Annotated in this window: 23 protein-coding genes; 5 read left to right on the top strand and 18 right to left on the bottom strand. The window is 34.0% G+C overall.

Going from position 1 to position 22,467, the window contains the following annotated elements; translation table 11 throughout:
- Both ACTJFD_RS04185 and yidA read left to right on the top strand, forming a co-directional pair.
- Entirely contained in the window at positions 1-1,353 is a 1,353-nt protein-coding gene (locus ACTJFD_RS04185) for an HD domain-containing protein (protein ID WP_442259857.1), read from the top strand.
- Between the two features lie 16 nt (positions 1,354-1,369).
- Positions 1,370-2,179 carry a sugar-phosphatase gene (yidA, locus tag ACTJFD_RS04180; protein ID WP_442259856.1) on the top strand — a complete coding sequence of 270 codons (810 nt, stop codon included), beginning with the start codon at positions 1,370-1,372 and terminating at the stop codon, positions 2,177-2,179.
- 50 nt (positions 2,180-2,229) lie between these two features.
- On the opposite strand, the gene guaC is transcribed toward yidA, so the two are convergent.
- The 18 genes from guaC to dnaX all read right to left on the bottom strand — a co-directional run bounded on the left by guaC (position 2,230) and on the right by dnaX (position 19,143).
- On the bottom strand, positions 2,230-3,207 hold the full coding sequence (gene guaC, locus ACTJFD_RS04175) for a GMP reductase (protein WP_442259855.1): 978 nt from the start codon (positions 3,205-3,207) through the stop codon (positions 2,230-2,232).
- Positions 3,208-3,373: 166 nt separating this feature from the next.
- On the bottom strand, positions 3,374-4,123 hold the full coding sequence (locus ACTJFD_RS04170; protein WP_442259854.1) for a hypothetical protein: 750 nt from the start codon (positions 4,121-4,123) through the stop codon (positions 3,374-3,376).
- Positions 4,124-4,142: 19 nt separating this feature from the next.
- Positions 4,143-5,006 carry an ATP-binding cassette domain-containing protein gene (locus ACTJFD_RS04165; RefSeq protein ID WP_442259853.1) on the bottom strand — a complete coding sequence of 288 codons (864 nt, stop codon included), beginning with the start codon at positions 5,004-5,006 and terminating at the stop codon, positions 4,143-4,145.
- A 21-nt stretch (positions 5,007-5,027) separates the two neighbouring features.
- Positions 5,028-5,945, bottom strand: coding sequence for an aldo/keto reductase (locus tag ACTJFD_RS04160; protein ID WP_442259852.1), 918 nt, complete (start codon positions 5,943-5,945; stop codon positions 5,028-5,030).
- A gap of 15 nt (positions 5,946-5,960) precedes the next feature.
- A complete protein-coding gene (locus ACTJFD_RS04155) occupies positions 5,961-6,599 on the bottom strand; it encodes a GntR family transcriptional regulator (RefSeq protein ID WP_442259851.1) in 639 nt (212 codons plus the stop codon).
- A gap of 20 nt (positions 6,600-6,619) precedes the next feature.
- A complete protein-coding gene (locus tag ACTJFD_RS04150) occupies positions 6,620-7,750 on the bottom strand; it encodes an ATP-grasp domain-containing protein (RefSeq protein WP_442259850.1) in 1,131 nt (376 codons plus the stop codon).
- A gap of 230 nt (positions 7,751-7,980) precedes the next feature.
- Positions 7,981-8,556 (bottom strand): xanthine phosphoribosyltransferase, encoded by a 576-nt coding sequence (locus ACTJFD_RS04145; RefSeq protein ID WP_442259849.1) that lies wholly within the window; start codon positions 8,554-8,556, stop codon positions 7,981-7,983.
- 81 nt (positions 8,557-8,637) lie between these two features.
- A complete protein-coding gene (locus tag ACTJFD_RS04140) occupies positions 8,638-10,236 on the bottom strand; it encodes a glucosaminidase domain-containing protein (RefSeq protein ID WP_442259848.1) in 1,599 nt (532 codons plus the stop codon).
- Positions 10,237-10,254: 18 nt separating this feature from the next.
- Positions 10,255-12,192, bottom strand: coding sequence for a hypothetical protein (locus ACTJFD_RS04135; protein WP_442259847.1), 1,938 nt, complete (start codon positions 12,190-12,192; stop codon positions 10,255-10,257).
- Positions 12,193-12,350: 158 nt separating this feature from the next.
- A complete protein-coding gene (gene rsmI, locus ACTJFD_RS04130; RefSeq protein ID WP_442259846.1) occupies positions 12,351-13,226 on the bottom strand; it encodes a 16S rRNA (cytidine(1402)-2'-O)-methyltransferase in 876 nt (291 codons plus the stop codon).
- 48 nt (positions 13,227-13,274) lie between these two features.
- Complete coding sequence (locus tag ACTJFD_RS04125; protein ID WP_442259845.1) at positions 13,275-13,601, bottom strand: initiation control protein YabA; 327 nt, start codon at positions 13,599-13,601, stop codon at positions 13,275-13,277.
- Between the two features lie 32 nt (positions 13,602-13,633).
- The gene (locus ACTJFD_RS04120; RefSeq protein WP_442259844.1) at positions 13,634-14,446 is read right to left on the bottom strand and encodes a PSP1 domain-containing protein; all 813 of its coding nucleotides are present in this window, start codon (positions 14,444-14,446) and stop codon (positions 13,634-13,636) included.
- 17 nt (positions 14,447-14,463) lie between these two features.
- The gene (locus ACTJFD_RS04115) at positions 14,464-15,381 is read right to left on the bottom strand and encodes a DNA polymerase III subunit delta' (protein ID WP_442259843.1); all 918 of its coding nucleotides are present in this window, start codon (positions 15,379-15,381) and stop codon (positions 14,464-14,466) included.
- Entirely contained in the window at positions 15,381-15,710 is a 330-nt protein-coding gene (locus tag ACTJFD_RS04110; protein ID WP_442259842.1) for a cyclic-di-AMP receptor, read from the bottom strand. Before ACTJFD_RS04110 ends, ACTJFD_RS04115 begins: the two co-directional genes overlap by 1 nt.
- 17 nt (positions 15,711-15,727) lie before the next feature.
- Positions 15,728-16,372: a dTMP kinase gene (tmk, locus tag ACTJFD_RS04105; protein WP_442259841.1), complete on the bottom strand. Its 645-nt coding sequence runs from the start codon at positions 16,370-16,372 to the stop codon at positions 15,728-15,730.
- 23 nt (positions 16,373-16,395) lie between these two features.
- Positions 16,396-16,992, bottom strand: a complete 597-nt coding sequence (gene recR, locus ACTJFD_RS04100) for a recombination mediator RecR (RefSeq protein WP_442259840.1) — start codon at positions 16,990-16,992, stop codon at positions 16,396-16,398.
- Between the two features lie 93 nt (positions 16,993-17,085).
- Positions 17,086-17,400, bottom strand: coding sequence for a YbaB/EbfC family nucleoid-associated protein (locus ACTJFD_RS04095; RefSeq protein ID WP_442259839.1), 315 nt, complete (start codon positions 17,398-17,400; stop codon positions 17,086-17,088).
- Between the two features lie 33 nt (positions 17,401-17,433).
- Positions 17,434-19,143: a DNA polymerase III subunit gamma/tau gene (gene dnaX / locus ACTJFD_RS04090; RefSeq protein WP_442259838.1), complete on the bottom strand. Its 1,710-nt coding sequence runs from the start codon at positions 19,141-19,143 to the stop codon at positions 17,434-17,436.
- Positions 19,144-19,315: 172 nt separating this feature from the next.
- Here dnaX and ACTJFD_RS04085 point away from each other — a divergent pair, with 172 nt between their 5' ends.
- From ACTJFD_RS04085 to ACTJFD_RS04075, 3 genes are read left to right on the top strand one after another with little or no spacing between them, the layout of a single operon-like run.
- The gene (locus tag ACTJFD_RS04085; protein ID WP_442259837.1) at positions 19,316-20,542 is read left to right on the top strand and encodes an SPFH domain-containing protein; all 1,227 of its coding nucleotides are present in this window, start codon (positions 19,316-19,318) and stop codon (positions 20,540-20,542) included.
- A gap of 20 nt (positions 20,543-20,562) precedes the next feature.
- Complete coding sequence (locus ACTJFD_RS04080) at positions 20,563-21,612, top strand: TFIIB-type zinc ribbon-containing protein (protein ID WP_442259836.1); 1,050 nt, start codon at positions 20,563-20,565, stop codon at positions 21,610-21,612.
- Positions 21,612-22,451 carry a TPM domain-containing protein gene (locus ACTJFD_RS04075; protein ID WP_442259835.1) on the top strand — a complete coding sequence of 280 codons (840 nt, stop codon included), beginning with the start codon at positions 21,612-21,614 and terminating at the stop codon, positions 22,449-22,451. The genes ACTJFD_RS04080 and ACTJFD_RS04075 overlap by 1 nt, the downstream gene beginning before the upstream one ends.
- Positions 22,452-22,467 lie beyond the last annotated feature (16 nt).

Raw genomic sequence — 22,467 nt, 5'->3', positions numbered from 1 at the left:
ATGACACCTTTCAACAAATTACCAATGGAAAAAGTCTTCCGCGACCCAATTCATAATTACATTCACGTTGCCGATCCACTTATCTTAGAGCTAATCAACACTAAAGAATTTCAACGTTTACGACGGATTAAACAACTAGGAACTACCTCCTTCACTTTTCATGGAGCTGAACATTCCCGTTTTGGTCACTCTTTAGGTGTCTATGAGATTACTCGACGAATTTGCGATTCTTTCCATCGCCACTACTCAATAAAAAATGATCCGGAAAATGGCTGGGACCATCAGGAAAAGAAAATTGCTCTTTGTGCTGCACTCCTACACGACATTGGCCATGGTCCTTATTCTCATACTTTTGAAAGTATTTTTAATACCGATCATGAACAAATTACCGTTGAAATTATTACTTCTGAACAAACTGAGGTCAATCAAATCTTAAAACAAGTCTCGCCAGATTTTCCTGACCAAGTTGCTAGTGTCATTCAGAAAACCTATCATAATCCTCAAGTTGTTCAATTAATCTCAAGTCAAGTCGATGCTGATCGCATGGATTACCTTTTAAGAGATGCTTATTATACAGGTACTGAATATGGTTCCTTTGACTTGACTCGTATTCTACGTGTTATTCGTCCCTATAAAAATGGGATTACCTTCCATATGAATGGAATGCACGCTGTAGAAGATTATATTGTCAGTCGTTATCAAATGTACATGCAAGTCTACTTTCACCCTGTTTCTAGAGGGATGGAGGTCATCCTTGATCATTTGCTCAAACGAGCGAAAATTTTGTTTAGAGAGGATCCTAGCTACTTTAAACAACAGTCTCAACTCATTGTCCCTTTTCTAAAAAACGAATTTTCTCTTACTGATTATTTAAAACTAGACGATGGTATTCTTCTCGCTAATTTTACGTTATGGTCCGAACACCCGGATGCCATTCTGAGTGACTTAGCCAAACGATTTCTTAATCGTAAACCATTAAAATCAGTTGCTTTTAATCCTGAAACTGAAAAATATCTCACTGAATTAAAAGGGCTTATCAAAAAAGTCGGATTTGATATTGAATATTACACTGCAATCAATTCTAGCTTTGACTTACCCTATGATTTTTACCACCCCGCTGAAAATCGTCATCGAACTCAAATTGAACTTTACCAACCAGATGGAACTCTGATTGAGCTATCGCAAGCAAGTGAACTGGTGAATGCGCTTGCAGGCAAAACCTCAGGAGACCAACGATTCTATTTTCCAAAAGAAATGCTTGCATCTCATCAATCAGATACCTATACTCTATTTGAGGATAAAATTAATGCTTTTAATCGTTACTTAAAAAATGGTGCCATTATTAGCGACTAAACAAGGAGTGGAGAATTTGGCAATAAAATTAGTGGCCATCGATATTGACGGTACTTTATTAAACTCAGAAAGAAAACTAACGCTTGAGGTTAAACAAGCCATTCAAAATGCAACAAAAGCAGGGGTTAATATTGTTCTTGCGACAGGGCGACCAACAATAGGTGTCCTTGATTTAATCCAAGAATTAAATCTCGAAAATGACCATAGCTTTATGATTACTTATAACGGTGCGCTTGTTCAAAATACTGGGACCAAAGAAATTTTAGTTGAGCATGGTCTGAATTTTAATGACTATATTGAAATTGAGTACCTTTCCCGCAAACTTGGTGTTCACTTACATACCCAAGATTATGATACGATGTATACAGCAAACCGTGAGATTAGTAAATATACGATCAATGAAGCCATCCTAACAGGAATTCCATTAGCTTATCGAGCTGTAGATGAAATGGCTAACGTTTCTATCTTAAAAACGATGATGATTGATGAAAAAAATATTTTAGATGAAGCGATTAAAAATATTCCAACAGACCATTTCAACCGTTTTGAAATGGTTCGAAGTGCTCCTTATTATTTTGAAATCTTAAACAAAAAAGCAACTAAAGGAGCTGCTGTTGCAGAAATGTGTGCCATTTTAGGAATTTCAGCGGAAGAAGTAATGACCCTAGGAGATAACGAAAATGATTTATCTATGATTGAATTTGCCGGACTAGGTGTCGCAATGGAAAATGCGCTTGATTCTGTTAAAAAAGCAGCAAAAAAAGTGACCAAATCAAATGATAATAATGGGGTGGCTTACGCCATTAATGAATGGGTTTTAAAATAAAAAAAGGACCTTACTAAGTAGTATGTACTCAGTAAGGTCCTTTTTGGTTTCTAAAAAATATCTCCATTGAAAATTGAATTCTTAACAATCACATAATCAACTTTACGGATTGCGCCGATATCTTTACCACCAGCATATGAAATAGAAGACTGTAAATCTTGTTGCATTTCATCAAGTGTATCATTCAATTTACCACGATATTTAATCCAGATTTTTTTACCTTCAACATTTTTATGTTCGCCTTTTTGATATTCAGAAGCACTGCCAAAATATTCTTTATATAGAATACCCTCTTCTTCTTTCATTTGCCCTGGTGACTCTTCATGGCCTGCAAAAAGTGAGCCCACCATTACCATGGTCGCTCCAAAACGAATCGATTTAGCAATATCTCCATGCGTACGAATTCCTCCATCAGCAATCAATGGTTTACGCGCTGCTTTACTACATCTTCTTAATGCTGATAGTTGCCAACCACCCGTTCCAAAACCAGTTTTAAGTTTTGTGATACAAACTTTACCTGGCCCAATACCAACTTTGGTTGCATCTGCTCCAGCATTTTCTAATTCCCGTACAGCTTCAGGTGTGCCGACATTTCCAGCAATCACAAAACTATCAGGTAAATAAACTTTAAGGTGTTTAATCATATTAATGACACTATCTGAATGTCCATGAGCAATATCAATCGTGATATACTCGGGAACTAAACTATCCTCAGCTAGTTTTTTAACAAAATCATACTCAGCCGCTTTTACACCGACACTAATAGACGCAAATAAACCTTTTTCTTGCATTTTTTTGATAAAAGGAATTCGTCCTTCTTCATCAAAACGATGCATGATATAGAAATAGCCTTCACTTGCCAACTTCTCAGCAATCGTTTCATCGATGATGGTCTGCATGTTTGCAGGAACCACTGGTAACTTAAAACTGCGATCACCTAACTTAACAGATGTATCACATTCTGAACGACTTTGAACAATACATTTATTAGGAACTAATTGTACATCTTCGTAATCAAATATCTTCATTTGTCTTTCCTCCTAGACAGCTTCAATATTTTGGGAGAAAACCGAACGAAAAGTAGCTAGTGCTTTCAATTCGTAAGCTCCTATGACAATCTACCCCATTCCAAAGAAAAAAGCAAGCGATAGATAATCTTTCTTGCTTTTTTCTTTATTAATGTTCGTCTTTTAGTTAAAAATTTTGTTTTTCCATTGTTTTTAAAGCAAGTACTCCAAAAATAACGGTTAATAATGATGCTATCAATAAATTTAATAAATTAATACCCAATTCACTAAAATCTAAATTAAGGGTGACTAATAAAATTAGATAACTCACCATACTGCCGACCCAACTTAAACCAAAATAAAGTAAAATTGCTAGCGTACTTCCTTTAGTCACTATCGTTGCAAAGAAAACTAAAACTAATGAATAAATTTGACCAATAATCATTGTTAAAATAACAATCAAGAATATTGACGTCTTTTCAAGTGGTAATCTATAAAATTCTTTAATCACCTCAAAAAATTCTGGATATTTCACAAATTCACTTAATAAAATTAGAATCGGTGCAAACATTAAGCATAATCCCACACCTAACGACCAAACTAAAGCTGCTCCAATTTTTGAGAAAAAAAGCTGTCTTCGATTAACACCGGATGCAACGAGGAGCGCTAAAACATTATTACGATAATCCATTGCTAATAAATGAAAGGGATAATAAATTAAAAAGAATAGATTGGCAAATAAGCAAATAACACCGAACATCGTCATTAAACCAACAAATAAAAAACTTTCTTCTGTTATTAAGTCACGACTTAGATAAAATTTAAAAAATAAAGCAAAAAATAAATTTAAACAAGTCAAGATTAGGGTTGTCACCATATAAGGTTTATCTTTATAATATTTAAATATTTCACTTTTGAAAATCAATGATGGATTCATATTCAATCACTTCCTTTTACTAATTGAGTTGATTTTCTAAAAAATTGACGATAGAAAGTGAAGTTATTTCAACATCCTCTTGATCCAATCGTCGTTTAACTTCTGCCCAACGCTCATCATTAATATTTAAACGAATCACATGATCACGAACTTGATAATAGTAATTCAAATCATCTAAAATTGTTATTAAACAGTCTTGATTAGTCGTTAAACAATCTCGAATCATTTTTTCATTAAACTCGTTAAGATCGATTTCTTTTTCAAATTTACCTTTACGAAGAACCATGACTTTTTGACAAAGTGAAACAATATCTGTTCTAACATGACTCGAAATTAATAACGTTAATCCAGTTTCATTTAATTTTTTTAAATAACTTTTAAACCAAGTCACTGTTTCACCATCTAAACCTCTAAACGGTTCATCTAAAATCAATATTTTTGGTTGATTTAATAGTGCAATTAATAAAATTAATTTTTTTGTCATTCCATATGAATACGTTCTGACTGGTTCATCTAATACCTCTGCTATTTCTAACTCTTTAGCTAATTCAAGAGCTAATTCTTCCTTTTCATAGCCTCTTAATTTGGAAAAATACTGAATATTAAACCAGCCCGATTGTTTTTTATATAATGACATGTCATCTAAGACGATACCGACATTAGCCAAAATATGATTTTCTTCTCTTACTAGTTGATCATCAATTAAAATATCTCCTGAATAATCCGTTATAATATTGGTGATACATTTAAATAGAGTCGTCTTCCCAGACCCATTTGGACCAATAATCCCATAGGCTTGACCACTTTCAAAAAATAAATGATCGATTGCTAGAGCTTCGAAAACACCATATTTTTTACTTACATTATTTAATTCAATCTTCATTTTTACCCCTCCTAACAACTCCTAAAGTAAAACTTGACCATCTACTTGATAAACAGCATACCATTCTTCACGGGTTAATTCTATTTGTTGAGATGTTGCCATTTCAATTAAACGCTCCGGCGATGTAGAACCTAAAATCGTTTGCATTTTTGCTGGATGGCGACTAATCCAAGCGATAGCAATGGCACTCGGAGTCACATTATATTTTAAAGCTAGCTTACTTAGCAAAGCATTTAATTTCGGAAATTTTTCATCATTTAAAAACACACCTTCGAAATAACCATACTGTAAAGGGGACCACGCTTGAACGGTAATATCACTTAAACGTAGATAGTCTAACAAGCCACCTGCTTGATTATCTAAACTTGGCGATGCATAATTCGTTAGCATCCCCGTAGAAACTAATTGAGAATGTTGAACCCCATATTGTAATTGGTTCACTTCAAGCGGTTGTTTAACATATTTTTTTAATAATTCAATTTGATTTTGATTTTGATTACTCACACCAAAATGACGAACTTTTCCTTCATTATAAAGTTCATCGAATAACTCAGCGACTTCTTCAGGCTCTACCAAAGCATCTGGACGATGCAATAAAAAATAATCTAAATAGTCAACTTGTAGTCGTTGTAAGCTTTTTTCAATCGTTGCTTTCAAATGTTCTTTTGAAAAATCATAAAAACCTTCTCTAATACCGCCTTTGGATTGGATCACTATCGATTCGCGTGGAACCTTCATTTGTTTGATTGCTTGCCCAAACAAGCTTTCAGATTCACCTTGACCATAAATATCCGCATGATCAAAAAAATTGATTCCTTGATCTAAACTTGTTTGAAGTAATTTTTCAACGTGACTCAATGACTTTTCAGAAATACGCATACAGCCTAATATTAATTGTGACGCTTCTAAACGTTCTGGTCCTAAATATACTGTTTTCATTTCTCAAACACTCCTTTATATTTGTTGATCGATTAATTCTAAATTCAAGCGATTGACTAAAATACGAACATCTTTTCGAGCAAAATCATATTTTTTTTCATTAATATGTTGAAGCATATGTTTAAAAGAACGACAGCACTCATCATAAAGAAAATGTGTTGACGCATCAGGAAAATCGACATAATGAATGGTCTCAAATTGTTTCATTATTAATTGTTTCATTATTTGATTATCTAATTTTTCTAAATATTTCATCAAAAATAACTGCATGAGCTTTTGGCGTTCATTCAATTTAGTTGAAAACTCTAGTTGACCTAGCGGTACTAAAATCTCTGTTCCTAACAACGTTTCATTTTTAATCTGTAACTGAAAAAGATAATGTGATAATAATATTTCTAGTAGCTGAGTCATTTCAATAAATTCTTTGTTAGAAATTTTTTGCTTATGAACAACAACCCCTTTATTTTTAATTCTAATCAAATACCGCTCCTCAACCAATCGAGAAATGGCCTCGCGAATTGGAGTACGACTAATTTCAAGGTCATTAGAAATATTCTGCTCAATTAACTTGACTCCCGTTTCAAACTGCCCAGAATCAATTTGCTCTTTGATGTATCGATAAGCTACCTCTTGTGCTTTTATTTTCTTCCCCATTGCATTCTACCCCTATTTATTTAATTAATTAAACCTAGATACCTCAATTCTTGTTTTGTTTCCGCAAAGTTCTCTGAAAGAATCGTAATATGACCCAATTGGCCCATAAAGTCAGTGGAAATTTGCTCATAATAAAAGTAATAATGCCAATTCTTTTTCTTTTTCATAATCAATAAAACTAATTCAATATTTTCATGCGTTATCATAATTGAAATTGAAGGAATAAATTGACAAATTTCTGGTAAGGGTTGATTGGTCAGTCCTCTAACATGAACATCATATTCAGAAAAATTACAACTATCCAAAGCGAAACATCCTGCATCTTGTGGTCGCGTCGATATTTCATTCACATAAAGATTGCCTTCGTTTGTTAAGAACAAGGCTATTCCTACAACCCCTGTAACAGATAGTTCAGAAGCAATTACTTTCGCAATAATAGTAATTTGATTTTCTAAATCTTCGCTGAGCATATCATACGCAGCATAAACTTCTTTCAATTTTCCATCCGAACCGTGCTTTGTCTCAACAATTGGAAACAACGTATAATCGCCTTCTTTATTGATCCCAACTGATATAAATAATTCTTTTTCAATTTTTAAAAGAGGTTCTACTAAACAAGCCCCCTGTTGAATGAGTGGCACCGCTTGATTAATATCACCTTCTGAACGAATGATAATACTTAAATCTGATAAAACACTTCTTCGAACACTTTTGACAACTAGAGGATAACCTAAATTAGAACCGGTCTCTTTAATGTCTGAAATTAAAACCGCAGACGTATAGGGGGAAATATTTATCATGTGATCATTTAAAAATTCTCGCTCTAACATTCGATCTTGTGTAATTTCTAATCCCAACGTTCCTTGAGAAAGATGTGTTTCACTTGATAAATAACGTAAAACCTGTGAATCAATCGTTTCAAACTCATAGGTTAATATATCACTCTTTAAAGATAATTCTAACAAGCCCACTTCATCATTGTATCGTCGAATGATATGAGTATCTGCAACTGACGAAGCTGAACACTGTTCACTAGGATCTAATATAGCAATATTAAACCCCATTTTTTTGGCAGATAAGCCTAAAAACCGACTAATGTGATTTCCCCCAATAATACCAATTGTCTTTTTTGGTAATATTATTTTTGACACGATACTCAACTACTTTCTTTTCCTTTTAAACATAACCTAATAGTAACAATCGAAAGGAAACGTGTAAAGCTTTAAATGATAATCATTATAATTATTTTATTTGTAAAACACCCCATAAAAATAACAATCTCATTTTTACGGGGTGGATTAAAATCATATTCAATTCTAATGAACAATCTATTTACTTCTAGTTTAATAAATCATTCAATAAACATTAGATAACACCTTCACTATTCATTTAAGAAGTGAACTTGATTATTTTCAAATGAAGTAATTCTTGCTAAAGACTCAACATGGTAGCCTTTTTGTTCCAGTAATAGTCTTCCCTCTTGAAAAGATTTTTCGATAACTATACCAATCCCAGCAACTTTTGCTCCAGCTTGATGGCATAAATCACTCAACCCTAAAGCAGCTTGACCTTGAGCTAAGAAATCATCAATAATTAAAACACAATCTTCACTGGTCAGTAAATCTTTTGAAAGGGTAATTTTATTAGTGACTTGTTTTGTAAATGAGTGTACAGACGCTTCTAACATTTCTTTGTCCATCGTTATACTCTTATGCTTTCTAACAAAAATCATAGGTACACCAAATTTTTGTGCCACAAATGCAGCAGGTGCAATTCCTGCAGATTCTAATGTGATGACTTTAGTAATCGGTTGATTAGAAAAACGTTGATAAAATTCAGTCCCAATTAAATCCATCAAATTGATATCAACTTGGTGAGTCAAAAAAGTATCTACTTTCAAGACCGACTCATCTAAAACCTTTGCCTTATCTTTAATTATCTTTTTTAAAATTTCCATTTTTTGCTCCTTTAAACGATAGATTAAAAAAACAATTCTCTAAAATGTTACTCCATTCCCGAGAATTGCTCTATCAAAAAATTAAGATTCACCAATTTCATATTTGACCGGTTGTTTCAAACTTTCTGATAATGTTTTTGATAAACTATTGCCGACTTTATTTAACATGAATAATTTTTTATCTTTTTCTTTTTTATTCATTTTTTCATTTGCTTTTGAAGCTTCTGACTTATCAAATTTAGTCAATTGATAAGTTTCTATAATTTTATTTAATTTTTTATGATACTGGCGATCATCTTTATTTTGGGCTGTTAAATAGGCTGTCACCTTACGATAATTATTCTTCTTTTTCCGTGTCATTTCCATGTAGTGATCCATGTCTTTTTTAGAATCAGAAATATAATCAGAGATACTCTCTTCATATGATGAATACTCTTTAAATTTTGTGTTCTTTAAAATAAATTGACTTTTTTCTTTCTCAAAAGATTCCATAGACACTGATTTTCCATTATATTCACCGGTCATTTCAAATAGGTTATGATTTTTAGCCAATGTATTTTGACCAGAATTACTCTTTAAAATAGCTTCTGCAATAATAACAGATGGATATAAATCATTTTTATCGCCAATTTTTACAACCTCTTTAGAGATAGATTTAATGAATTTCTCAGTGCTCTCTTCTTTTTTACCAATCTCTTTTTGAGCCTTTTTATTATCATATTTTGTTAATTCGTAGGTTTCAATTAAGCCATTCAGTTTTTCATAATACCGAATGTCCGTAGCATAGCGTCCCGTTAAAAAATTAGTTGCTTCACGATAATTTTTGGTATTTGATTTAAATGCACCTGCATAATAACTAGATTGCTCTGAGGTTCCACCTTTCATCAAAGACGCATAATCTTCAATCGACGCTTTAGTTGATGGGTATTTTCTAAAACGAGCAGATATCGTAAACATACCGCCTTTTCCATCATCTTCTAAAGTTGACATATCAACATAATTTCCTTGATACTTTCCTTTAATTCCAAATAAGTTGTTATTAGGGCTAGAGGATAACTGACTATTTCCAGAACCACTTTCTAAAATAGCTTGTGCTATCATTACTGACGCATACAAATCATATTTTTGACCAACTTGACGAGCTTGCTCACCAATTTCTTCAATAAATTCTAAAGTAGAAAGATTACGAGTATAAACAATTGGACGATTGTCGTCTTGTTTCTCTTTTTTCGCTTGTTCTTGAGCTTCTTCTAACTTTTTATTGTCTTCTTCTGAACTTTCAGAATGAAAAATGATATTTTCCTCTTCAGTTAATGTTTTATTAGTGCCAGAAGAATCTTCATCCTTGGTTGATGATTGTTTGGATGATTCTTTTTCTACTTCTTGTTCTTCACTTGCGGTTAAAACCGTCTCTTCACCACCTGATAAAGAATTTTCTTTATCAGGTTTAGACGTTGTCGCATTTGTCTGTTCTTTAGAAGCCGCAGACAATGTTTTCTTATGTTTATAAACTTCACTATTACTTACTAGTGAACTTGATTCTGTTGGTCCTTCTATCAGTGTTTCCGCAAATACATAAGTTTCAATGATTGGCGAACCCAGTGAAAATAGCGTTACCCCTACGCAAACAGCCGATACCGTTTTTCTAAAACGTATTCCCCAATGTTTGTTAGTTGTCAAAGCTATCACCTCTTATTTTTACTGTAAACGATCAACATTACCGATTGAGTCTAATTTACGTAAAAGATCAGAAAAAATAACTTCAGATTCTGCTTTTAATCTCGTTAATTTACGGTAATAATTTCTTGCTTCTTGGCTGACTACGCTTAGTTCTGTTTCCGCTTCAGAGACTTTACGTTTTGCTTCATAATTTGCAACCTCAACAATTTGTCTTGCTCTTGCTTGGGCTTCTAACATCACTTGCGCGATATCACTTTGGTTCATCCCACCAGCTTGACTTAATTGATCATTGGCAATTCTTAATTCTGTTTTCACTTGATCTAATTCACGTTTCATGGCTTGGATATCAGTACCATCTAATTGTTTTGCTTGTTCTAATTCCGCTGCTAATTTTTGGTTTTTTTCTTTTTCTGAACTTAATTCTGCTAAACTCGTTGCTACTGTTTGTTGTTGTGTTTTCATATTCATGATTTCTTTTTCTAAATTGGTCATTAATTCTTGATTATCTCTTAATTCTGCCAATTCTTTTTCTAATTTTTCTCGTTGACTAACTTCTTTTTCTAACTTTTCATTCATATCAGCTAACTCCCGTTCACTTTTGTCTGTTTCATTTTTATTTTCTGACATTTCACTCAATTTTTCTTCGTAATGTCTCGTTAAATCAGTTTCGATTTCTTTCATCTGTTCAATCTCAGCTTCAAGTTCTGAAAGCTCACGTGATAATTCATTCCCGATTAGCTGTTCTTTCTCATAAGCTGTTTGACTTTCAGTGAGATACGTTTGAAGTTGACCTAATTGGTGATTTAGTCCTTCTTTTTCTTCTGCAAGCGCATCCAGTCTTTGTACCAATTTTTGATTTTCTTCCTGAATAGCATTCAATTCTTGAGATAACTTATCATTAACATTTTGCTCATTTTCATAAGCAGAACGACTGGCTAACAATAATTCTTTTAGATGATTCATTTCTGTTGAATGAGTCGATGTTAACTCTTGCACTCCGACGAGTCGTGTCTCTAATGTTTCTTTCTCACTTCTCAAATTGGCTAATTCATTATGCAAACTAATTTCTTTTATCATCGCTTGTTCTAATAACTTTAAGTTTTTCTCTTGTTCTTTTTCTTCTTTTTTATCTTGAATCGTTACTGCTTGATTATGTTCTTCTAGTTTACTAATCGTTTGTTTACTTAACTCGACTTCTTCTTGCAATGCTTGTTTTTCTTCTGTCAATTCTTGAGTTATTTTTTTAATTTGACTATCTTTATTAGCTAATTGTTTTTGAATTACTTTTATTTCATTATCTTTGCTAGCTAATTCTTCACTCGTTTCTTTAAATTGTTTAGTTATTAGTAAATTGCTTTCTGAAAGCTCACTCAACTTACTTTTTAAATTAGTGAGTGTTTCTTTATCTTGTTTAAAATCGTCCAATTGAGTGTTCAATGTTGCAATCAATTCATTTTTACTTAGAAGTTCTTGTTCAGTCTTTGCTTTATTATCAGCATATTCTTGAGCTATCTTTGCGAATTCTGAATCTAAGAGCGTTATTTTTTCCCGTAAACTTTCAATATTACTTTGATCGTTCGACGCTTTTTGGAGTAATTCTCTTAATTCAGCATTTTCTTGTTGAAGTTCAAAAAGAGCCAATGATGCCTGTTCTTCTGTCGGTGTTACAACACGTTCTTCTACCTCTTGTTCCTCATCAGTCATCAAAGGAATAGTGGGTCCCACTGAAACCGGTTCATCTACATAATAATAATAATAAAAATAATCATCATCAGATTTTTCTAACTCAAAATCTTGATCAAGGATTTCACGTGCAGCATCCAATGATGTTAATTCTTCCTCTTCTTTATCTAAAGTGGAAGATTGTTCTCTTGGATCTGATGAACCCGATTCAACTCTTGATTCATTTAATGGATCATCTTGGTTGTCTTTTCTTTTTAACCAGTTACTAAACAATCAACGTCACCTCACTACCCTAGTATTTACACTTTTTCATTTCTTGTTTAAATAGTCGTCTTTTAATCTTATTTTGAAAAAATAGACACAAAGATATACAATAAAATTATAGCATAACTGTCGCATTATGCAATAGACTTTACTCTGTTCTCCATTGTTTATTGATGAAATTCGAGATAAACATCTTGTTTTTTTAATCCTCTTAATTTAGCAACTTGTTTTATTGCTTCTTTAGAGGTTATTTTATCAGTCTCTATCAATTGTTCTACTTGTTCTTTAATTGTTAAATTAAGGAGGTCATCTGGTATGATGATTTCTTCTTTAAGTTGACCTTCGATAATTAAACAACATTCTCCTTTTAGTTCATGTTCTTGAAGATATTCTAAAACTTCCCCTAATGTTCCACGTAAATATTCTTCATGTATTTTAGTTAATTCTCGACACACCGTCACCAAACGTTCTGAACCAAAGTAAGGTTGCATCTGTTCTAAAACTTTACTCACACGATAAGGAGATTCATAAAAAATGAGCGTTGCTTTTTCTGTTTTCAAAGTCTCAAAAACTTTTTTTTGTTCATTTTTCTTACGTGGTAAAAACCCATAAAATAAAAAAGGCTGTGGTAATATTCCAGATGCAATCAAAGCAGTAATCCCTGCACTCGCACCAGGTAAAGCAACAACTCGTATCCCTGCTTCAATAGCTGCTAAGACGAATTCATGCCCTGGGTCACTAATAGAAGGCATTCCTGCATCACTGACTTGACCAATTGTTTCTCCTGATAACAACCGCTGAATCAACTCAGGTACCCTTTCTTTTACATTATGTTCATGAAGACTAATCTGTTTAGTTGAAACCTCAAAATGATTGAGTAGTTTTTGTGTATTTCGCGTATCTTCACTCGCAATGAGATCGACTTCTTTCAACATTCTTAAAGACCGAAACGTTAGGTCTTCTAAATTACCAATTGGAGTTGGTATTAAATATAAAACACCGTATTGATCTGTTATTTCTTTAAAACTTTTTTGTCGTTTCATTATTTTCTCCTTTAAAAAAACTGGTAAGGAATAGTTCCCAACCAGTTTTTATTTTCCATAAATCATACTTGAACAAAAAACACATTCTTCATGGTTTTCACGTCTTGAGCCATAGAAATCTTTACACACATGGAAGCCCTCTTCATAAAGTTTTTCTAAGTTTAAGCGTGACTTCGATAATTCTTGCTTGCCATCATCATGTAATAGTTCCGTTTTTTCTAATTTATCACGCAAGTGCTGATTTTCGAGCTCTAAGTTTAAGTTTTGCTCTAGTAAGAGATCTACGACATGCTTCATCTCACCTACTTGACCTAACATGGTTTGTAATTTATTTTCAAAATCAACCAATTCTTCATATAGTTTTATCTTTTCCATGTCAATCTTCCTTTTCAACAAAATTACTTCTTTTAGTCGACACTAACTTTACTCACTTCACTTGCATCAAACTCAACTGGGGTTTCACGACTGACAAGTTTTATTTTAACAATTTCATCCAAAATATTTAGACCAATGACTTTACCTTGACCATCTGGTGTCATCACTCGTTGTCCATAATCAGGCATTATCTTACGAATTCGTTCATATTCATCATTTTCATAATTTAAACAACACATTAAGCGACCACACAAACCTGAAATTTTAGATGGATTTAAAGACAAACTTTGTTCTTTAGCCATTTTTATAGAGACAGGAACAAAATCACCTAAAAAAGTACTACAACATAATGGACGACCACAAGGACCAATGCCCCCTAATATTTTCGCTTCGTCACGAACACCGATTTGTTTTAATTCAATCCGTGTTTTGTAGATAGAAGCTAAATCTTTAACCAATTCTCTAAAATCAATCCGATTCTCTGCAGTAAAACAAAAAATCATTTTACTTCGATCAAAAGAATAGTTAACACTGACTAATTTCATTGCTAATTTATGTTTATTTATTAATTGATGCGTTGCTTTTAATGCCACTTTTGCATCTTCTTGATTTTTCAATTCTTTTTTTAAATGCTTTTCTGTTGCTGTATATAAAATGGTCTGTAGTTCATCTGGTAAGTCTTCAGGTAACACGACCTTACTTGGAATGGCAACTTCTGCTAATTCTTTGACTTTCTGAGATTCAACAATGACCTTATCATTATAACCGTATTCTTTTTGACGTTCCGGAGCATAGTAATATATACGTCCAGCTGGTTTAAAACGGACTCCTACTACTTCAACCATAAACTTTCCTCCTAGATTTATCCAATCAATCGCCAGACAAGTTGTTCACAAATATTTTGAAAGCTGACATTGGCCTTTAATTTATTCCGAGCAAGCAATACTTGTTCAACGTCTTTTGTTTGTATTCCTTGAATTCCTTGATAATCTCTCATAAAAAAGAGTAATAAATCGAATATTAGCAACTGTTGCTCACGTTCTTTAGCTATTTTAACTAAATGTTGTTGAACATCAACAAATGCCAATGGATGACGTTTTTGCAGATGTTGATACCATTTTTCAACAGTTGTCTTAGCATTATTAAACCATTCATTTTGAAATAATTCAACTGCTGCTTGTTTTGAATGCGTCACTTCTGAAAGTAAATGTGCCGTTTTTTCTGGTATTCCTTCTTGTTCTAGATACGATCGTAATTCTTTTTTAGATGTCGGTTTTAAGATAATTTGCTGGCAACGTGATTGAATCGTTGATAACAACCGATTCAATTGATTCGTTAGAAAAAAAACAAAAGTATCTCCTTCTGGTTCTTCAATAAACTTTAATAATCGATTTTGTGAACTGGCATTCATCTTCTCAGCATCTCGCACCATTAAAATTTTTGCTCGTCCTTCAATCGCACTTTTGGTCATCATTTGTTTCGCTTCTTTTATCTGTTCCACTTTAATTGATTGGCCATCAGGTTCAATTACCAATAAATCCGAATAGTCATCTTGTCTAATTCTTTGACAAAACAGACACTCGCCACAGGCATCTCCGTCTTCTTTCTGATGTGAACAAACAAGTAATTGAGCCAGCCACAAGCTAAAATCTAGGAGCTCTTCTGAGTCACTTCCTTCAATAATATAAGAATGGCTCATTTTTTTTTCTAAAGAAACTTTTTTAAAAAAACGAACCCATTGAGGCTGACCTGATAACATCAGGGTTTGTTTTTTTTTCATTAGTAGTGGAAAAATCCTTCCACTGGGAGAACAAAGACGGTTGCTCCCCCAACTTTAACCTCGATTGGACGACTACTATGAGAATCCATCGGCATATCTAAACTTAACGGTGACGTTATATATTGTTCTCTCGACTGACAAGTTTCCTTAATTAGCTCAAGAACATCTTCAATTCGTTCGTCTTCAATCCCGACGATAAAAGTTGTGTTTCCAGCTCTTAGAAAACCACCTGTCGTTGATAATTTTGTGACACGAATATTATGTTTGGTAAATTCATTTGATAAACGATTACTATCTTTGTCTTGAACGATGGCTAAAATTAACTTCATTTTTAAACATCCCTTTCTTAATTAAATAAATTCGGAAATTTATCCTTAATTAAATTGTAACACGCATCAATCACAGTTTCTATCGATTTTGATGCATCGACTTTTTGAATTCTTTCTGGATATTTTAATAATAATTCCAAATAGGCTGCACGAACACGTTCATGGAAAACCAAACCTTCTTGATCTAAACGATCTAACTCCTCAAATTTTCTTCCCTGATTGATACGTTCTAATCCTATTTTAGCATCAATATCTAAATACAATGTCAATTCTGGCATCGTTTCTTCTATCGCAAATTGATTGATTGACCAAATAGCTTCCATTCCTATTTCACGACCCGCACCTTGATAAGCGAGAGAACTATCAACAAAACGATCACATAATACCAGTTTTCCTTCTTTTAAAGCTGGTTCAACCTTTTGAACAAGATGTTGACGTCTGGCCGCAGCATAAAGTAGTGCTTCTGTCCGTTCATCCATTGCTATATTTTTAGGTGATAAAATAATATCACGAATCGCTTCAGAAATATCGATTCCTCCCGGTTCACGCGTTAACAAAACCTGAACTGAACTATTTTCACTTATTTTTTGGGCTAATTTTTTTATAACTGTTGATTTTCCAGCCCCATCTGGACCTTCAATTGTAATAAATATTCCACTCATTTTTTATACCGCCTATTTCTTTTTTATAATTCTGTCCGTCCTTCAACCGCTCTTAAAAGTGTGACCTCATCTGCATACTCAATGTCACTCCCCACCGCTAAACCGTGAGCCAAACGTGTCACTTTTATTCCAGCAGGTTTGATTAAACGTGATAAATACATGGCTGTTGCTTCACCTGAAGTTGTAGCATTCATCGCTAAAATAACCTCTTTGATCTCGGGATCATGTAATCGCTTAAGTAAACTTGGAATGTTTAAATCGTCCGGACCTGTACCGTCCATAGGAGAAATCACACCATTTAAAACATGATACAAACCATGGTATTCACGCATTTTTTCCATCGACATTACATCTTTTGACTCTTCCACAACTAAAATTGTTGAACGATCTCGAGAAGGGTTTCGACAGACTTCACATGTCTCTTCATCCGTTATATTGCCACAAATCGTACAAAAATGTAAATCACGTTTGACACTAATTAACGCCTTTGCAAATTCAGTGACATCTTCATCCCGCATACTTAAAGTATGGAAAGCCAAACGAGTCGCAGTTTTAGCCCCGATACCCGGTAACTTCATATAACTCTCTACCAGTTTTGCAATTGGTGTTGGATACTGCATTAAAACTCCCTCTTTCTGCTAAAAAGGACTTGGAAACTAGTCAGTATTCCAAGCCTTCTTATTTTATATATGAGTTCTCCTCGTTATAAAAGGTTAAAATCCTGGTAAACCTTTTGTATATTGACCCATTGATTTTTCAGTTTCACGGTCAATTATTTCTAGAGTTTCATTCACAGCTGTTAATACTAAGTCTTGAATCATTTCAACATCCTCTGGATCGACAACTTCAGGTTTAATCGTTAAACTTTTTACACGTTTATCTCCAGTCATAATAACTTCTACTAAACCATTTGCTGCTTGTCCTGTAAATTCTTTTTGGTCCAACTGGTCTTTGGCAGCCGTCATTTCTTTTTGCATTTTTTGCATTTGTTTCATCATACCTTGCATATTTCCCATTCCACGCATCATAATTAATAATCTCCTTCATATTTCATTTATTTTTTAATCATCCATAATATCAACGAGAGAACCAAACAGTTCTTTTGCTTGATCAACAACTGGATTGACTTTTTCAGCTTCTTTTTTAGGACCTGTTTCAGTTTCGCTCATTTGGTTAATAAACGTTTGTCTTAAATTTCCCCACTCACTTTTAGGTATACTAATTAAATGAGGATGATAGTGAATCAATCGATCTAAACCTTGTTGCAACACACTTTGTAATTCACTATCTTGATTCACTTTCTGACACAAAATTTCATAATCAAATGCTAAAATAAGTCCTTTTTCACTCGCAGCAACAGGTTCAGATGCCTTAAGCAACGCTCGTTGAGTGACCGTTAACATGCTCACTAACTCTTCCCAAGCACCTTGGACTTGTTCTAAATGTTCTTTAGTTGCACTTTCAAGAACTTCAAAAACGGCTTCCGTCGGTACACGAAAACTACTTGGTTTAATTGTTTTTTTATTAGTCGCTTTTTTTTCTTTTTTAGAAACAACACTTAAACCATCTTCTTGAATTTGTCGCTGTAATTGACCGACGATTTTTTCTAGCGTCTCAATTTTAGCATGTAACTCAGCAATCAGACCATTAGAACGCTCTGCTGACACCCCATCCTGTTGGTCAAACGTTACGGTCCGTTTTGCTAATTTTATTGTCAATACTTCTAAATAAATCGTTGGTTGATCACTAAATTTAATTTCTTTGAGTGTCTGATTAAACTCCGCAATCCAATCATAAAGATTTTCTTTCGGTAATGACTGACTTAATATTTTAAATTGATCCGTCACATAGCCTTTTTGTTCTTCGACTAAAGTTGCTGCTTCTTTATACATCAATAAGTCGCGACAATATAATAAAAGATTTTCAATGATACGTTGGCTTTCTTTCCCCTCTTCAATTAAAGTTCCCATCATTTGTAATGCAGCTTCCGAATCTTGCTGTTGGCAAGCAGCTAAATAATCATCCATTTTTTCACTCGTCAAGCTCCCCGTCACTTCTAAAGCATCTAATAACGTTACTTTACCTGAACTAAATGAAATCGCCTGATCCAAGATACTTAAGGCATCTCGCATCCCCCCCTCAGCAGAACGAGCAATCACTTTCAAAGCTTCTGGTTCAAACTCAATTGCTTTAGTTTTTAAAATTACTTGTAAGTGTGCTTCAATTTCTTGTAAGCTGATTCGTTTGAAATCAAAACGCTGCGTTCTTGAAATAATCGTCGCTGGAATTTTATGTGGTTCTGTTGTTGCTAATATGAAAACAACATGTCCTGGAGGTTCTTCCAATGTTTTAAGAAGCGCATTAAAAGCACCCGTTGATAACATATGAACCTCATCAATAATATAAACTTTATATTTAACTTGTGTTGGCGCATATTTTACCTTATCACGTATGTCACGAATTTCTTCAACACCATTATTACTCGCAGCATCAATCTCTAAAACATCGTTAATTTTACCCTCAGTAATGCCAATACAACTTTCACATTTATTACAGGGTTCACCATTTTCACTATGAGGACAGTTGACTGCTTTAGCGAATATTTTAGCTGCACTCGTTTTCCCAGTTCCTCTTGGTCCTGTGAAGAGGTAGGCATGTGATATCTTTTGATGCATAATTGCATTTTTCAACGTCTGTGTCATCATTTTCTGACCAACTAAGTCATCAAACGTTTGACTACGCCACTCTCGATACAGAGCTTGATACGTCACATTCAGTTCCTCCCTTTTCTATGAAATCACTTCTTCCATTATACGTGAACTGGCCTAAAATTACCATCAATTATGATAAATTACTCTTCTTTCCTCAGACTTTAGAATGATTGCTAGTCTTGTAAAAACTATGATAAAATATAATGATAACGAACAAAGGAGTGATTTAATTATGGGACTTATTAAAGCTGCAAGTAGTTCACTATCTGGTGGGTTAGCTGATCAATGGCTAGAAATCATTGAACCAGATAACTTAAGTGATCAAACCGTTCTAACTAGAGGAATTAAAGTCAGAAAAAATGATCGTCGCGGTTCAAATCGTAAAGGAACGGAAGACGTTGTTTCAGATGGGTCCGTTATCCATGTTTATCCTAATACAATGATGCTTTTAGTCGATGGTGGAAAAATTATTGACTTTACTGCTGAAGAAGGCTATTTCACTGTTAAAAATGACCTTGCTCCATCCATGTTTACTGGTGGAATGAAAGAAGCTATTCAAGAATCTTTCAATCGTTTTAAATTTGGAGGTGTCACTCCACAAAAACAACAAGTGATTTATATTAACTTACAAGAAATTAGAGGGATTAAGTTTGGTACAAGTAGTCCCATCAATTATTTTGATAATTTTTATAACGCCGAACTCTTTTTAAGAGCTCACGGAAACTATTCGATTCAAATTGTGGATCCGATTTTATTCTACACGAATGTCGCAGGTAAAAATAAAGAGCATATCGAAATGAATGATATTAACGAGCAATTTCTTGCAGAATTCTTAACGGCACTTCAAACCTCAATCGGTGAAATGTCGATGATGGGGGAGCGAATTTCTTATATTCCTTCAAAAACAACAGCCCTCAGCCAACAAATGGCTACAGTTTTAGATGATAGCTGGCGAGCTTTACGTGGAATGGAAGTTGTTTCTGTTGCTGTTTCGAGCATCTCTTATACGGATGATTCTAAAGAATTAATCAATATGAGAAATAAAGGAGCCATGCTTGGTGACGCCAATATTCGTGAAGGTTTTGTTCAAGGTTCGATTGCTGAAGGTTTGAAAGATGCAGGCTCTAATCCAAATGGAAGCATGACTGGTTTTATGGGAATGGGCGCTGGCATGGGGGCCTCTGGTCATTTCTTTGGCCAAGCATCCCAAACAAATCAAGAACAAATCAAACAACAACAAGCTCAACCAAGCAATGATGAAAATTGGACTTGTCCCAAGGATCAGACTGTTAATACTGGAAAGTTCTGCTCGGAATGTGGGTTACCAAAACCCGAAGCCACTACGCCACAAGGTATTAAAATGCGATGTAGTGCCTGTCATGCCGTAATTACCGTTGTCGATCAATTGCCTAAGTTTTGCCCAGAATGCGGACAGCCTTTCCAAGCCGTTCCGTTATAAAAAGGAAGGATTGGAAAAAAATGAATGATGTGGTTTCGCATAAGTGTCCCAATTGTGATGGACCTTTACTTTTTGATCCAGAGAAGCAACAATTCCATTGCGAATACTGTTTAAGTAAATTTACAGAACAAGATATTCTGACCGACCAGTTCGCTGAAAAACAAGAAAACCTCCAAGAAACAAAAGAAAAAACATTTAATCTTTATCATTGTCCAAGCTGTGGTGGCGAAGTCGTTACCAACGATACCACTGCTGCTACCTTTTGTTATTATTGTCACAATCCTGTTGTTTTAACCGACCGAATCACTGGTGATTTCTTGCCTAATGCAATTTTACCTTTTAAGATTTCAAAAGACGACGCTCAAAAAAAATTTTTAAACTGGGCTAAAGGAAAAAAATTTATTCCTAGTGGTTTTTTTAATAAACAACAAATCGAAAAATTAACAGGGGTTTACTTCCCTTATTGGAATGTGGATGCAACCACAAAAGGAAAAGCAACAGCTAAAGCAACAAAAATCGATATTTGGCGGGTAGGAGAAACCGAATATACACGAACGAGACGTTATGATATTATCCGAAATGGGACGATTTCTTTTAAAGCTTTACTAAAAAATGCGCTCTCCAAAAATGATAAACAAAATATGATAGAATCCGTTCAACCATTTCCTGTGGAAGATGTTCAAGAGTTTCACAGTCAATTTCTTTCAGGATTTCAAGCGGAAAAAAGAGATATCGAATTTACCTCACTTCATCAAGAAGTTAATGAAGAATTAAGTCACTTTACCAAAGACGTCTTATTAAATGATGTTTATGGATATACTTCAGTGACACGGCAACAATCAAAAACAAAAATAATTGATCAATCTAATCTTTATCTCTTATTGCCTTTATGGTTGATTACTTATCAAGATACCAAAACAAAAAAAGTTTATTATTATGCGATGAATGGTGCAACGGGTAAAGTTAGTGGTATCCTCCCCATTAAAAAAAGCAAACTTTTTAGTTATGCCTTATTAATAGGAGCCGCACTTGCTGGACTCCTTCTAGCTGGGGGGTATCTGATTTTCTAATGACTGTTAAAAAAATGAATTTATTTTTTATCATACTATTGAGTGGGGTTTTCTTATTCGCTAGTCCAACTTTTGCACAAACACCTGCTGAAACCGATAACCGTATTTTCGATGAAGCAACGCTCCTATCCACTGAACAAAAGGATGAGCTCAATGACAAAATTAAAGACTTGCAAAAAGAATTTAAAATCGACATTGTCCTTTTAACGACAAATGACACTCAAGGACAAGAGACAAAAATGTTTGCTGCTGACTTTTACGACTATGGTGGTTTCGGTTTTAATGAAACAAAGGATGGCGTCATCTTCATTATCAACATGCAAGCTCGAGAGTTTTATTTTGTCACTACTGGCCATCCAATTGCCGTTTTTTCAGACAGACGAATTAAAAAAATAACCGACCAACTAACTGAACCTATGTTAGAAGAAAACTATTTTGAAACGTTTAACCTTCTTCTATCTTTAGTTCAAGATTATAGTTTAAAAGGGGCTCCTAAAGGCTATCGTTACAATTCAAAAACAGGGCAAGTCGAGACTTATCGCTACCTTTCAGCCACTAAAATTATCGTTGCCCTCATCGGTGGCATTGTCGTCGCTTTTGTTTTTGTAACTATCATTATCCGTCGTTATCAATTGAAAGATCCAGATTATCACTACGATTATCTTGCTCAGAGTGAAGTTGAATTTCAAGTGCATCAAGATATTTTAACAAGCAACATTATCACGACACGACATATCCCTAAAAACAATGGAGGTTCTGGTTCGAATATGGGTGGTGGTTCCTCTACCTTCACTGGTAGTAGTGGAACTAGTCATGGTGGTGGAGGCGGGAGCTTCTAGCTTAATTTAGTGAAAA

It is taken from the genome of Vagococcus sp. (genome assembly GCF_052102835.1).
In the GTDB taxonomy this organism is placed as follows: Bacteria; Bacillota; Bacilli; order Lactobacillales; family Vagococcaceae; genus Vagococcus.
This window is presented reverse-complemented; position numbering and strand designations above follow the sequence as displayed.